The 15203-nt window shown below is 43.0% G+C and carries 11 protein-coding genes; 6 read left to right on the plus strand and 5 right to left on the minus strand.

The annotated features are described in order from the left end of the window. The first annotated feature begins 73 nt into the window (after positions 1-73). Both hemN and JWR61_RS13530 read left to right on the plus strand, forming a co-directional pair. Positions 74-1438 carry an oxygen-independent coproporphyrinogen III oxidase gene (hemN, locus tag JWR61_RS13525; RefSeq protein ID WP_301928302.1) on the plus strand — a complete coding sequence of 455 codons (1365 nt, stop codon included), beginning with the start codon at positions 74-76 and terminating at the stop codon, positions 1436-1438. A gap of 170 nt (positions 1439-1608) precedes the next feature. Further along, a complete protein-coding gene (locus tag JWR61_RS13530; RefSeq protein ID WP_301928303.1) occupies positions 1609-3438 on the plus strand; it encodes a hypothetical protein in 1830 nt (609 codons plus the stop codon). Between the two features lie 237 nt (positions 3439-3675). Here JWR61_RS13530 and JWR61_RS13535 read toward each other — a convergent pair whose 3' ends face one another. The 5 genes from JWR61_RS13535 to JWR61_RS13555 form a co-directional block, all read right to left on the minus strand. Next, positions 3676-4080 carry a hypothetical protein gene (locus JWR61_RS13535; RefSeq protein ID WP_301928304.1) on the minus strand — a complete coding sequence of 135 codons (405 nt, stop codon included), beginning with the start codon at positions 4078-4080 and terminating at the stop codon, positions 3676-3678. After that, entirely contained in the window at positions 4040-4927 is an 888-nt protein-coding gene (locus JWR61_RS13540) for a BamA/TamA family outer membrane protein (protein ID WP_301928305.1), read from the minus strand. The genes JWR61_RS13535 and JWR61_RS13540 overlap by 41 nt, the downstream gene beginning before the upstream one ends. A gap of 75 nt (positions 4928-5002) precedes the next feature. Continuing rightward, positions 5003-7636: a glucosidase gene (locus tag JWR61_RS13545; protein ID WP_301928306.1), complete on the minus strand. Its 2634-nt coding sequence runs from the start codon at positions 7634-7636 to the stop codon at positions 5003-5005. A gap of 156 nt (positions 7637-7792) precedes the next feature. Continuing rightward, positions 7793-8599 carry an SDR family oxidoreductase gene (locus tag JWR61_RS13550; RefSeq protein WP_301928307.1) on the minus strand — a complete coding sequence of 269 codons (807 nt, stop codon included), beginning with the start codon at positions 8597-8599 and terminating at the stop codon, positions 7793-7795. Between the two features lie 26 nt (positions 8600-8625). Then, entirely contained in the window at positions 8626-8880 is a 255-nt protein-coding gene (locus tag JWR61_RS13555) for a SemiSWEET transporter (protein WP_301928308.1), read from the minus strand. 207 nt (positions 8881-9087) lie between these two features. Here JWR61_RS13555 and JWR61_RS13560 point away from each other — a divergent pair, with 207 nt between their 5' ends. The 4 genes from JWR61_RS13560 to JWR61_RS13575 all read left to right on the plus strand — a co-directional run bounded on the left by JWR61_RS13560 (position 9088) and on the right by JWR61_RS13575 (position 15151). Continuing rightward, complete coding sequence (locus JWR61_RS13560) at positions 9088-10569, plus strand: family 43 glycosylhydrolase (RefSeq protein ID WP_301928309.1); 1482 nt, start codon at positions 9088-9090, stop codon at positions 10567-10569. A 9-nt stretch (positions 10570-10578) separates the two neighbouring features. Next, positions 10579-11550, plus strand: coding sequence for an ROK family protein (locus JWR61_RS13565; RefSeq protein WP_301928310.1), 972 nt, complete (start codon positions 10579-10581; stop codon positions 11548-11550). 358 nt (positions 11551-11908) lie between these two features. Further along, complete coding sequence (locus JWR61_RS13570; RefSeq protein ID WP_301928311.1) at positions 11909-14032, plus strand: glycoside hydrolase 43 family protein; 2124 nt, start codon at positions 11909-11911, stop codon at positions 14030-14032. Positions 14033-14050: 18 nt separating this feature from the next. Next, positions 14051-15151 carry a glycoside hydrolase family 43 protein gene (locus JWR61_RS13575; protein WP_301928312.1) on the plus strand — a complete coding sequence of 367 codons (1101 nt, stop codon included), beginning with the start codon at positions 14051-14053 and terminating at the stop codon, positions 15149-15151. Positions 15152-15203 lie beyond the last annotated feature (52 nt).

Below are 15203 nucleotides of genomic sequence, written 5' to 3' on the forward strand. Positions count from 1 at the left end.
CAGGTATCCGTTAATCAAATACCACTCAGCAAAACACAGATCAAACATATTCAGTTGTCTAAGACGTTATACCATGAGCAATTCAATACTTCCTTTATTAAAAAAATATGATGTACCGACGCCAAGGTACACAAGCTACCCCACCGTACCCTACTGGGATTTTTCTACCATCAATGAAGCAAGCTGGAAACAGGCTGTGCTGGAAACATTCGCTGAAGAAGGTGGGGAATTGTGCGTTTATGTGCATCTTCCTTTTTGCGAAAACCTTTGTACTTTTTGCGCCTGCACCAAGCGCATAACGGTAAATCATTCGGTTGAAGATCCTTATATAGCAGCCGTTTTAAAGGAATGGCAAATTTACCGCTCGCTGCTGCCTGCCGCACCCATCATTAAAGAGATTCATCTCGGTGGTGGTACACCTACTTTTTTTAGTCCGGAAAACCTGGTGCAGCTGATTAATGGCATCACAAAAGATGCGGTGGTAAATGCAGATCACGAATTTAGTGTTGAGGTGCATCCCAACTATACAACAGAGGAACATTTGAAAAAGCTGGCAGAAGTGGGCTTTAACCGCATCAGCCTCGGCGTACAGGATTTTGACCCCATTGTGCAATTTGCCATTAACAGGGTACAATCTTTTGAGCGTACAAAAGAAGTGGTTGACTGGGCAAGAAAATACAATTACAACAGCATCAATATCGATTTGATTTATGGCCTGCCGCATCAAACAGTACAAAGCGTGCAGTTTTCGGTTGAGAAAATTACAAGCTTAATGCCAGACAGGATCGCTTTTTATTCCTATGCGCATGTGCCCTGGAAAAGCAAGGGTCAAAGAAGATACACAGAGGCCGACTTACCCGCAGCCGGGCAAAAGTGGGAGATGTATAATACCGGTAAAGAATTACTGGAAGCCGTAGGTTTTATAAGTATCGGTATGGACCATTTTGCTTTAAAGGATGATAAATTATTTACCGCTGCGGCGAGCGGGCAACTGCACCGCAATTTTATGGGTTATACCACCACCAAATCAAAACTCATCATTGGCTTGGGCGTTTCCAGCATAAGCGATTCATGGACTGCTTTTGCACAAAATGAAAAAGAAGTGGAAGCCTATGAAGAAAAAATCAACAAGGGAATATTACCGTTGGTAAATGGTCATTTGTTAAACGAAGAAGACCTGGTTATCCGTAAAAAAATACTGGAGCTGATGTGTGAAAGTAAAACCAGTCTGCACAAAGAATTGGCGAATGCAGATTTTAAATTGCATGTTTTTTCGGCATTGAATGCACTGGAAGCCGACGGCCTGGTAAAGATCACTGGCGATGATATACAGGTTACACCGAAAGGAAACTCATTTATCAGGAACATCAGTGCAGCGTTGGATATAAAACTATGGAAAAATGAAAGCACGGCAAAGACGTTTAGCAAAGCGATTTAACAAGTAAAAAATAAAAAATCAAAAGTAAAAATAAATGGGTCGGGGAGTTGATAGAATGAACTGATTTAACCCGGCGAAATAAAAGCTTTATCAGCATCAAAAAAAGGTAGCGCAAAGAAATAAATCAGACATAAAAATATATCGGTCATAAAAAAATCACATCATCCATAATGACAAACCTTCAACCACACAAATTTCACATCCCGGTAATGGGCCTTGCTTTTACTGTTGACTCACCAATAAAAGTTGCCCGTTTTGGTATCTCGTCTGTTATATCAATTGTAGAAGACCGCTTGATGGAAATGATGCGTAAACAATATTATCCTCTCATCAACCAACCCTACTTTGAGATCAGTAATCATGAAACAGATTTTCGTGCAAAGCGGGTTACCGATTACCTGAACCTGGTAAATACAATTGTACACAACCAGTTGGAAGCGCTAAAAAAACTGCCTCTTGAAAAAGGGTCAGAAATAGTGCAGTATTTTGAAATGTTGCCCGAAGACAACAAGCTGAAAGAACAATACCTGCAGATGCTCGCTTGTGAAAATGCAGAAGAAAAAGTAAAACTCGAAAATTACCTGAGAAGCCATATTGTGGCCGGCAGTATTGATGTAAACATCATGACGAAACTAGACCGGGAAAATGCCGGCAATCCCGGTGCTGCAGCGGAAGACAGTTCAGATGCAGTAGCAGCGCTAAGGGGTTATGCCAACAGTAATCTTAAAAATTCATCCATTGTTTTTTCCGCAGGCTTAAATCCGCGGTTATACAATTACCTGGAAAAATGTTCCGCCTTTGAAGTAAATGAAGACGGTGGATTTAATAAAAAAGTAACCATCAAAGTAAGTGATTACAGGTCGGCGCTGATACAGGGAAAATACCTGGCGAAGAAAGGAATATGGGTAAGCGAGTTCAGGATTGAATCAGGCCTGAATTGTGGCGGGCATGCATTTGCTACGGATGGATTTTTGCTCGGCCCGATACTGGAAGAATTTAAAACAAAAAAGCAGGAGCTGATTGATACACTCCTTGAAATTTTTAATGCCGCAGTACAAAAGAAAACAGGAAAAATATTTGTGTATCCACCTAATCAAATTATCAGTGTGCAGGGTGGCATTGGAACGGCAGGTGAAGATCATTTTTTACATAACTATTACGGCGTAGAAAGTACCGGTTGGGGCACCCCTTTTTTACTGGTGCCCGAAGCAACTACCGTGGATGAACATACCATAGAGTTGTTATGCAAAGCAAAAAAGGAAGATGTTGTATTAAGTCATAACTCTCCGCTGGGTGTGCGTTTTCATTACCTGAAAGGCACTACCAGTGATATCGAAAAACAGCAACGAATTCAAAAAAATAAACCGGGCAGTCCCTGTACAGAAAAACACCTGGCATTTAATACCGAGTTTGGCCCTGAACCCATTTGTACCGCCAGCCGTAAATACCAAAAGCTGAAAATCGCCGAGCTGCAATCCATGGCGCTGCCCGAAAAGGAGTACCAGCAACAACTCACAGGTGTATTAGCTAAAGAATGTTTATGTGTTGGATTGAGCAACGCCGCAACCATTAAATACGAACAGTTGTTTGTAAAAAATTTGGATGCGGTTACTATTTGCCCCGGTCCGAATATCGCTTACTTCAACAAGGTGGTAACGTTGCAAACCATGACGGATCATATTTACGGTCGCACCAATATTATGGATGTTGCAGACAGGCCCAACCTGTTTGTAGCAGAACTGGGTCTTTACCTCAACTTTATAAAAGAGCAACTGGAAAATGAAAATGGAAAAGAGCCAGACGTCAAGAGAAAAAAATACTACACTGAATTTTTTAAGAACCTCCATGACGGAATCAGTTATTATAAGCAATTACCAGCCACACCTGAGCTGAATTATACAGCCTTTATGAAGGCCATGCATGCGGCAGAGCAAAGTGTAGGCTTGCTGGAAAATGAGCTGCAGGAACTTGCTGCGGAGAAAGTATTGGCGCAGGCCTGAGCGGGGAAATTTGAGTGCTGTAACAATTAGACAAATAGTACGAGCCTTTTGTGCGATTGCATGTCAATGTTATTTAAGTTGTTTAATTATGCTTAGGAACCCAGAAGCCTGCAACAATTTGAGATTTGCCGGGAGAGAACGTATACGTGTTGATAAACAAAACAAAAATGAGAGTTGATCTTATTGAAAGCTACTTCTGCAACCAGGCTAGTTCTGTATATTTCAAATTCAGCCTTATTAAAATACTTCCCCCAAATTTAAAAACACCCCTCTCGAACCATTCGTGCCAAAGCCATAATCAATACAAAGATTGGTGTTGGAAAATTTGTTGAGCTTTACCCGCAGACCGGCACCAAAGCCCGGGGCGAGTACTGCCAATTGGGTAGCAAGGTTTTTTGAAAAGGATTGCACGTTGCCAAATACCACACCACCCAGCAGTCCGTTACCTGCTATGCCAAAACGATATTCTGCTTCTGCATAAATCATGTCTTTCGCCCGGAAACGGCTCTGGATATAGCCGCGGCCGGTATTGTAAAAATCATCCCAGCCGGTGCTGGGCAGCAACAGATAGGGAGGCTTTGATTTAGCCAGAGTGAGCCAGTTAAAGCTCCACAGGGCAAGAATATTTTTTGTCGCTGCCAAATAATTTAAAATATTTGCGAACGTCCATTTGCAACGACTGCCAGTTGTTGTCGCTGCCCATAAATGTAAAATTGGGCCGGTATACAATATTGGCATAAGCGCCATTGCCCGGGTTGATCTGGTTGATGCGGGAATCGTACAATAATTTAAGTGCAATACCCGAAGCAGTTTCTGTCTGGCTAACGCCATATTTTTGAAAAGAAGTTCTTACACCAGGCGGCGGATTCACTTCTGATATGTTCCAGATATGGTCATAATAAATACCGGCACCAGCATACAGGTTCCGGTAAATTTTTGCCTGGATGGTTTGGTGCAGCTTGACATAATTATAATTTAAGGTATAGGCATCCTCGTCTGTTGTTCTTGCGCCAAGTCCATGCGTTGTGGATGGATATTTGATGAAGCGGTAATCCAGCACGATGTTTAGTTGATTGTGCTTCGTCCAGAAATTAGCCAGCATGGGAAAAAGTATCTGGTGGTATTGGGTATAAGCAACGCTGGTAAGTATGCTGGAAATTTTTTGGTCGCGGCTGGTATGGGTATAAAAAGCGAGTCCTTCGCTTACAATAACTGCAAAACCGGTTTGCAGCGTATAGCCCGCCATGGGGAAAAAGCTGTTGTATATTTTATTTTTTTGCTGCCCTGTTTCACCGTTAACTGCCGGTTTACTTTTTAATATTTTTTTGATTACATCTTTAATATCCTGTTGCGCCGCTGTGGCAGGTAAAATATTGTTTACCGTATAGGCTGAACGCTGGTCCGCACTGTCTTGTAACTGTTGCGCAGTAAGCAGCGTGCAACCTGCCAGGCAAAGAAAAATTATTGGTATGCTTTTTTTTAGAAACATTCTTTTTATTTCAATCCGGCAATTTTTGAAGTTGATGATAATAACGTAAATAGGACGTCAAGGTGTTAACAAATACTACCTGTTTCTCAGCAACGCTGCTACCAAACTACTCCATCCTGTTTGGTGCGAAGCGCCAACACCTCTTGCCGTATCGCCATGATAGTATTCATAAAATAAAATAAGGTCTTTATTTTCAGGTCGCTGATAAAACCAGCTTTCATCACCATTTACGGGGCGCATACCATTGCTGTTTACCTGGAATATAGAAATGATTCTTTCCGCCAGCCCGTCGGCTATTTGCTGCAAAGATGCCATATTGCCCGAGCCGGCTGGGTAGGGTAATTGTAAATTTTCCCCATAAAAAAAGTGCCGCTGTCTTAATGTTTGTACCAGTAGAAAATTAAGTGGCATCCATACCGGTCCACGCCAGTTGCTGTTGCCGCCAAACATGCCATTATCACTTTCACCGGGTACGTAGCCGATGGAAAAATCAGTGTGATTGAATTGTAAATGAAAGGGATGTTGCTGATGATATTTTGACAAAGCCCTGATACCGCCTGGTGACAAAAATTCGTTCTCATCCAGCATTACGCCAAGCAGTTGTGCTAACCTTTCCTTGTGTGATAATGACAGCAGGATATCACCCTTTTCGCTTACCTGTTCGCTGGGTAAAAAAAGGTTGTTTTGCAGCCGGTACTGCTTAATGTAATTCATTCGTTTTTTAAAATCGGGTAACTTTTGCAACGCCTCGTTAGTAATGATACCGGCGCCAAACAAAACACTCAGGCCAACAAGTGACCTTACTTTCAGTTTAATGCTGCTGCCTTTTTCTGTATGCAGACTGTCGTAAAAAAACTGCTCATCTTCATCCCACAATGCTTCGTTCAGCGACCCAGCAATCAATACAAAATGTTCATAAAATTTGGTCACTACATCTTCGTAAGTAATATCCGTCTGCGCTATCTCCAGCGCCATTTCCATCATGTTCAAAGCATACATACCCATCCAGGCAGTTGCATCTACCTGCTCCAGAAAAGTACCGGGGGGCAGACTGTTACGGTCTATCACACCAATATTATCCAGGCCTAAAAAACCGCCTGTAAAAACATTGTTATTATTAGCATCTTCCCTGTTAGCCCACCAGGTAAAATTCAGCATCAGCTTTTGAAAGATGCGTTTTAAAAAGGCGATATCAGTGGTACCGTGAATTTCTTTTTCAAGCCGGTAAACCTGCAACGCAGCCCAGGCTTGTATCGGCGGGTTCACATCACTGAAATTCCATTCGTAAGCCGGTACCTGGGCGGTGGGGCTCATGTACCATTCCCTGCACAATAATATCAGCTGGTTTTTTGCAAACACTGGATCTACCATGGCCATGGGAATGCAATGAAAGCAAAGATCCCAGGCTGCAAACCAGGGATACTCCCACTTGTCGGGCATAGATAAAACATCGGCTATTTTCAAATGCTCCCAGCCTGCATTGCGCCCGCGTTTTCTTTCTTCAGGCGGATGAATATTATGGGCATCACCGTTTAACCAGCGTTCAATATCGTATTGATAAAACTGCTTGCTCCACAATAACCCCGCGAAGGCCTGTCGCTGTATAATTGCATCATCTGTTGAAGCGTTTTTGGACAACAGCTTACCGTAAAATTCATCTGCTTCTTTTTTCCTTTCGGGAAAAGTCGTATGAAAGCCGGCGTCAAAAGGTTGCTGTAATGCATCTTTACTCAGTCTTAAAACAACTGTTTGTGATTCACCTGCCGGAATATTCAAACGATATACCGGTGAGTATTTTGTACCCCTTTCTTTATCCTGTAACAGTTGTTGTAAATCACTTTGCTCATAAACAATGGCGTCATGAAAAGCATCTTTTACAAAGGGAGAAGTGTTGGCGTAACCAAATACTTTTTGCGTATTGGTTTCATTTTCTGTCATCAGCGTTTCGGCAGTAAGCTGGTGGTATAAAAAATAGCTGCCCAATCTTTCGTGCGTAGCTTTTACAACACCAGCTGTTGGCAGCGGAGACTGTTTTTCCAGGATTGGCTTTTCATCCGTATCTCCAAACAACCAGCGGTTGCGAAACCACAAAGTGGGCAATACAACGATAGGTGATGTGTTGTTACTATAGTTGGTGATTGTTATTTCAATGCAGATATCTTCTGAATTATTTTTTGCATATCGGATGTTAACATCAAAATAATCATTGTCATTAAATAGACCGGTATTAAGGAGCTCAAATTCCGGTGCTGTTTTGGGCAGACTTCCGTTTACCTGCACCAGCTGTTCGTAAGGAAAAGCCGCCTGCGGGTATTTGTATAAATAATGCATGTAGGAGTGCGTGGGCGTATTGTCCAGGTAATAATACAATTCTTTTACATCCTCCCCATGATTACCTTCGGTGTTGGTCAGTCCAAATAAACGTTCTTTTAATATCGCATCTTTTCCATTCCACAAGGCTACTGAAAAACATAAATTCTGGTGCATGTCACAAATGCCCGCGATGCCATCTTCGCCCCAGCGGTACACCCTGCTCCGGGATTGATCATGCGTAAAATAATTCCAGGCATCCCCGTTGGAACTGTAATCTTCCCTAACGGTTCCCCATTGCCGTTCACCCAGGTAAGGCCCCCATTTTTCCAGCGGCACTTCTTTTAATGCATTTGCATTTAACCGCTGCTGCTCCGCAGTAATATTTTTTTCTGACATTTTTATTTTGTTTACCAGCAGTTGTTTTTCATGGCATCCCCGTTGCGTCGCACTCTTGTACTGCAAACCATTTTTGAAATTTATCGGCATTATTTAAACTGTGCTTTATTTTCCAACTTCTTCACACAGTTCCACCCTCAGTGCGTGGAAGGGGCGTTAGCCGCCTGTTGAGAATCCTTCAAATACCGTCATACCCCCATCAATAAATATACTTGCCCCGGTGATATAGTCACTGTCGTCACTTGCTAAAAATACCGCCAGTTTGCCAATGTCTTCCGGCACACCGATGCGGTTGTATGGAATCAGTGTCATCAGGCTGTTGTAAGCTTCTGGTGTGTCCCAGGCTGATTTGTTGATGGGCGTTTTAATGGCGCCGGGGCAAATGCTGTTTACACGAATTTTTTGTCCGCCATATTCCTGCGCCAGGCTTTGCATCAGCATTTTAATACCACCTTTACTGGTAGCATAATTCGCATGGCCACCCCAGGGGATGAGTTCGTGCACGCTGCTCATGCAAATAATTTTGCCGAGCGCAACAGAGCGATCGGGCACCATACCCCTGCGCAAAAATTCTCTTACAGCTTCCCGTGCACATAAAAATTGCCCGGTTAAATTAATGTCTATTACCAGTTGCCATTGTGCCAGCGTCATCTCATGAAATTTGGCATCCCGCTGCAAGCCTGCATTGTTTACCAAAATATCAATGGTGCCAAACTGTTGCACGGCCTGCTTAAACATGCTGATCACCTGGTCTTCTTTACTAACATCGGCCTGTATTGCAACGGCATTGCCACCAGCTGCTTTTATCTGGTCCACCACAGCATTGGCTGCCTCAGGGTTAACCACGTAATTGACTATCACATTAGCACCTGCATCACCCAGTGAAATGGCCACGCCTTCGCCAATGCCTGAATTGGCACCCGTTACAAGAGCTGTTTGTCCGCTAAGTTTTTTTTCTGCCATAAAAATTATTATTTTTTTTAGAAGGATTATTTGTACTTTATTTTATACACCAGGATGATGCTTGCAAAAATGAGCGTGACAGTATTGGCCACAAGAATGGGCATATTGCCACTGAACAGTCCAAAGAGCAACCACAACAAAGTACCCAGCGCAAAGAGCGAATACATGAACAATGAAATGCCGCTGGTATCTTTTGTTTGAATGGTTTTAATCGCCTGCGGTAAAAAAGAACCGGTGGTGAGCGCCGCGGCAATAAAGCCTGTAATGGTTATAATATCCATTTGTGAAATAATTTTTTGCTGATATACGAAAGGGGTATAAGCCGCTTTCAATGTACAGCAGAATTAGGTTAATGACTAGTTATTGCAAAAATATAACAGATGAAGAAGTGGCTGACACGAGTGCACACGATTAGCATAAACGTAATATTGATTAAAAGAGTGGTGATGAATAGCTTCTTATATCTTTGAGTCAACAAATAGCAAGCCATGAAAAAATTTTTGCTGCCAGGCATTTTATGTGTACTCTCTGCAATCGCTTACGGTCAGTTGGGAGTTCAGTACGATCCAACTATTCAGGCCACTAAAAACCTGCAGTACTTTAAGCCAAAAGGCGATTTGTTTGTAGGTGACTGCATCCCGTTTTCAAAAGATGGTACTTACTATTATTATTGGTTGCTCGACTCGGCCCATCATAAAAGTTTAAATGGATTGGGTGGTCATCAATGGGTATTGAGTACCACCAGAGATTTAAAAAACTGGAAGCAATATCCCATTGTACTGGGGATTGATGAACCCTGGGAAAAGTCGATCTGTACCGGTTCAGTAGTATTTTATAAAAATACTTATTATGCGTTTTATGCTACCAGGCTCATCAACAGTGAGGGTAAGGTGAACGAACAATTAAGTTACGCCACCAGTGCTGATGGTATTCATTTTCAAAAGCAACAACCCAATCCATTTTACACCTCAGCGCCAGGTTACAGCAAAAGAGAGTTCAGGGATCCAAAAGTTTTTGTAGATGAAAAAACGGGTGAGTTTCATTTGTTTGTTTCCAGCTGGCAGCAGAACACGGTGATGCAAAATGCGGGAGGTTGCCTGGTACATCTTACCTCAAAAGATTTAAAAACCTGGAACGTGCTCCAACCCGTGTTAACGGGGCAATCCTCCGTGCCGGAATGCCCGGATTATTTTTTGTGGAATGGCTGGTATTACCTGGTATACAGCCATGATAGCAACACCGATTATGTAAAGTCACGAAGTCCATATGGCCCCTGGATTGAACCGCCTTACCAGGCTTTGAATGAGTCGTGGGCCAACGTGGTAAAGACTGCTTCGTTTAAAAGCGGCCGTCGTATTGCAGCCGCCTGGGTACCTTCCCGCAAGGACAACCTGGATGACAACGATGAAATCTTTGGGGGCAATTCCATATTCCGCGAAGTGATGCAATTGCCGGACGGTACATTGACTACCAGATTTCCGGCAGAGATGATACCGGTAACAGCACCGGCAATGCCCTTTAAAATTGAAGCGGCATTGAATGCAACGAATGCAGGTAAAGACGCCGTGCAAGTCAACGCACCCAATGGTGTTGGCTCTGCCAGTATAAAAGATATTCCTGCCAAATGCCGCATAACACTGGAGATAACTCCGCAGGGACCTACTGAAGAATATGGCTTGTATTTGCGCTCGGACGATAAAGCCGATATTGGCTACCGGCTTAATTTTAGTGCCAATAATGCAATGGTCGAGTTGGGTAACACCAACATAAAGGCGGTGAGCGGGTTAAGTAAAACAATTAAAGTGGACATCATTTTAAACGATGATATCATAGATGTTTGTATTGATAACCGTCGTTGCATTGTAAATCGTATGCCCGAACAAAAAGGCAGTGTTGTTTGGTTATATGCCAAACATGGTGCGGTTCAATTTAAATCAATCAAAATAAATCCTATTGTAGACAACAATTAAAAAATTGATATGCTTTTAGGTTTCGATATTGGCGGTACCAAGTGCGCCGTTGTGTTGGGTACACTCGACGCAACAGGGCAATTGATGGTGACAGCTACTACAACAGTTGCAACCGATAAACCGGCTTATGAAATGATCCGTTATTTATTTGCAGTGGCAGAAGAGCTGCTTGCCAAAAAACAGCTAGCAATTGATGTTGTTGAAGGCATCGGTATCAGTTGTGGTGGCCCGCTGAGCAGTAAGAAGGGGCTCATTTTATCGCCGCCTAACCTGCCGGGCTGGGATAATATACCCATCGTTCAAATGGCAGAAGAACGGTTTAATAAAAAGGCATTCTTACAAAATGATGCCAACGCCTGTGCAGTGGCTGAATGGAAATATGGAGCAGGGAAGGGTTATAACAACCTCATCTTTTTAACCTTTGGTACAGGCATGGGTGCCGGGTTAATATTAGATGGAAAATTATATTCGGGCATTTCCGACCTGGCAGGTGAAGTAGGTCATTTACGCCTGTCGGATACAGGCCCGGTCGGATTCGGCAAATCAGGTTCTTTTGAGGGCTATTGCAGTGGTGGTGGCATTGCACAACTTGGCCAGATGAAAGCAAGGGAAAAAATACAGATGGGCGAACCTGTAAGTTTTTGCAGTGGCATAGCAGACCTGGTAAACATTACCGCTAAGTCAGTCGCGGAAGCTGCCATGGCAGGCGATCCTGTGGCGATTGAAGTGTATACAATATGCGCAAAACAATTGGGCAGAGGGTTAGCATTGTTAATTGATATTCTAAACCCGGAACTCATCATACTAGGCAGCATTTATGGAAGATCAAAGTCGCTGCTGGAGCCGGTTATGATGGAAGTAATACAAGGGGAAGCCATCCGGGATTCTGTGAAAGTCTGTAAAATCGTGCCTGCCGGACTTGCGGAAAATATTGGTAATATGGCAGCACTTTCTTTAGCATTAATGAGTAAAGAAAAATAGCCTGTTAATATAGCATTAAGGTAATGGTGAATTTTCAATAGTGAATCAATGTCGTTTACTTAAAGAAATTCAGTGCAGGCGAAAAGGTGGTCGACCTTATTAAAAACTGATGACTATAAAAATGTCGACCACCTTCATTCGCTGAGTAAACGACATGGGATAGTGAATGGAAAAGGCCTGACTTCTGTCTTTTAAATGTCATAATTACTATTATTAATTTTGTTTGTCTTACCTTTCTTTTTTATCCTGAAATACAAATAACGATAAGCCATATTTTAAACTACTGATCATGATAAATTCCCGTTTAATACGGAAATAAATGGCAGGTGTTTAACTCATCAAAACCGGAACATTTTTTATGATTCTTGCATATTCCCGCCAGGGCTTTATACTGTTTTTCGCAATGCTTTTGCAAACGCTGCAAATCAATGCGCAACAAAAAGCATCCAAAACAAATTTTAATCAGGGCCCCACCTGGACTTCAGATAACGGTAACGGAACGTTTACCAACCCGCTCTTTTACGACGAATTTTCTGACCCTGATTTAATAAGGGTAGGAGACGACTATTACCTCACCGGTACAACCATGCATGCCATGCCTGGTCTCCCCGTATTGCACTCAAAAGATCTGGTAAACTGGGACTTTGTTTGTTATGTAGTAGATAAACTCGATTTTGGCCCGGCGTACCGGCTGGAAAACGGACTGGATATTTATGGCCAGGGTATATGGGCACCCTGCCTGCGTTATCACAACGGGCAATTTTATATTTTCACTAATGTAAATGGTCAAACAACTCAACTCTTTACGGCAACCAACCCTGCCGGTCCCTGGACACAAACTAAAATGAAAAAATCATTTCATGACTTGTCTGTTTTATTTGATGATGACGGTAAGGCATATGTTGTATGGGGATATGATGAAGTGCATTTGGCAGAGTTTACAGCAGACCTGACCGACACCAAACCCGGTACAGAGCAAGTGATTGTTCCCAAAGGAAGCGGCGCCGGCGAAGGTTGTCATTTCTATAAAATCAATGGCAGGTATTATATCACCAATACCAATTACGATCCGCTATGTTACCAGGTTTGCCTGCGTGCTGATAAGCCAACAGGGCCTTACGAAATAAATGTGATGAGTGCCAAAGAAAACCTGGGTGTAGGCACGGGCTGGCAACACAAAAATATCCGCAAGGGACCTCCTTTTGAATTGAACCCACCTGTTAAAAATTTCGTCGGCAGCATCCCGATGCACCAGGGCGGCATTGTACAAATTCAATCCGGAGAATGGTGGGGATGGTCTATGCTGGATCATAATTCAGTAGGTCGGGTTACGGCATTATCTCCTGTTACCTGGAAAGATGACTGGCCGTATTTTGGGTTACCAGGCAATTTAACACGTTCACCCCGAACCTGGATAAAACCCAATACCGGATTTTCATCACCGCCGCATGCACCCTATCAACGCTCTGATGATTTCTCCGCGGTTAAGTTGCAACCTATATGGCAATGGAACCATGTGCCGGTTGATAAAAAATGGTCGCTCATCAAACGCAAAGGATACCTGCGCTTGCAATCGCTGCCGGCAAAAGATTTTTGGTCCGCCCGCAATTCGCTAACGCAACGGGCTGTGGGGCCAGAATCTGTTGCAACAACAGCGATTGAAACCGGCGGTTTAAAGGCCGGCGATGTAGCAGGGCTGGCATTGTTAAACCTGCCTTATGCGTGGATAGGCATTAGCAAAGAAGGCGGTACAACTAACATAAAAACGTTTGATCAGCAAACCGGGAAAGTTACTATTGAAAAGGCAACAACCTCCAGGTTATGGCTTCGTGTGCACTGCAATTTTGATACGGAAAAAGCTGTGTTTAGTTATAGCAGTGACGGAACTATTTTTCATGATTTAGGCGATACAATGATCATGGTATTCCAGCTCAGAACATTCCAGGGTGTTCGGTTTTCTCTTTTCAATTTCAACACAAGCAATGCAGAAGGTGGTTACGCCGACTTCGATAATTTTATTGTACAGGAGCCCCGGCCGCATGGACTAACCCGGCCCATACCTTATGGAAAAGTCATCGCATTAACCAGTCTTGCAGATAGTACTCTTTTGGTAAACTGGAAAGATTTTGTGCGGCCTGTACCAGGTAATGATCGTTTTGCAGAAGGCGAACATACCCATTTCCGGGTGCTTGACCGGGGCAATGGGCGCATCGCATTGCAGTCGGTGGTTGACAGTGGTTTTGTTACAGTGAAAGGCCTGGGTGGTATGGCAGAAGTAAGGATTGAAAAGGAAGAGAAAGGCGATGCATCCCTGTTTCAATGGCAGGATATGTTACGTGGCGACCTGATGCTGATGTCAATAGCTACACACAGGTATCTTTTTGCTGATCCCAATGCCAAAAGTCTTACTTCGGCAGATGCAGCAGGCACAAGACCTGACAGGAAGGACGGCAGTTGTTTTACATGGCAGATTATTGAATAATAAATATGGAATAAAAACATGAGAAAGTTGAACACAACGGTTGTCGGATTGCTGATTTTACTGGCAACGCAGTTAACAATGCAGGCACAGGTACAAAAAAAGATAAGCAATAAAAATTACAGTGCTTACCTGTTCGCCTATTTTACAGGCAATCAAAAAAGCGAAGAGGCTATCCATTTTGCATTGAGCAATGATGGGTATAATTTCAGGGCATTAAATAATGATCACCCGGTGATTGCTTCGGAAAAAATCAGTTCGACTGGTGGCGTGCGTGACCCACATATTTTACGTGGTGAGGATGGAAAAACTTTTTATATGGTGGCAACGGATATGGTGTCTGATAAAGGCTGGAATTCAAACCGGGCCATGGTTTTATTAAAATCAACCGACCTTGTCAACTGGACGTCCAGTGTGGTGAATATTCAAAGCCGCTTCCCCGGAAATGACAGCCTGCTTAGGGTATGGGCGCCGCAAACCATTTATGATGCCAAAGCCGGCAAGTATATGATCTACTGGTCGATGAAACATGGCAGTGGCCCGGATAAAATTTATTATGCCTATGCCAATACTGATTTTACAAATCTTGATACAACGCCTGAACAATTGTTTTACAGCCCCACCAACAGTTCGTGCATTGACGGCGAAATAATTTTAAAAGATGGCAAATATCACTTGTTCTTTAAAACCGAAGGCAATGGTGATGGCATTAAAATCGCCGTATCGGATCAGCTGACAAAGGGATATACATTACAGGATAAATATGTGCAGCAAACCAAAGACCAGGTGGAAGGAGCAGGTGTTTTTAAACTGAACAACGGCGAGGGATACATCCTTATGTATGATGTGTATGTAAAAGGAAAATACCAGTTTACAAAAACAAAAGACCTGGAACACTTCACCGTGGTAGACCAGGCAATAACGATGAACTTTCATCCCCGCCACGGAACGGTGATGCCCATTACAACACTGGAGGCAGAAAGATTAGTTAGTAAAGGGGGACCTGCAGCGGATATCATCGGTTCAGCAAATGCAAGCCAAATTAAAAAGATCAAAATAAAAGTCGACACTGCAAAAAGCACTTTATACCTCTCGGAAAAACCGGGAACAAAATTAAATTAGTTAAACCCATCTTTTATTTCGTTTCCTGCCGTGAAGATAACACAAGCCGGTC

This window comes from Ferruginibacter sp. (assembly GCF_028288465.1).
Lineage (GTDB): Bacteria > Bacteroidota > Bacteroidia > Chitinophagales > Chitinophagaceae > Ferruginibacter.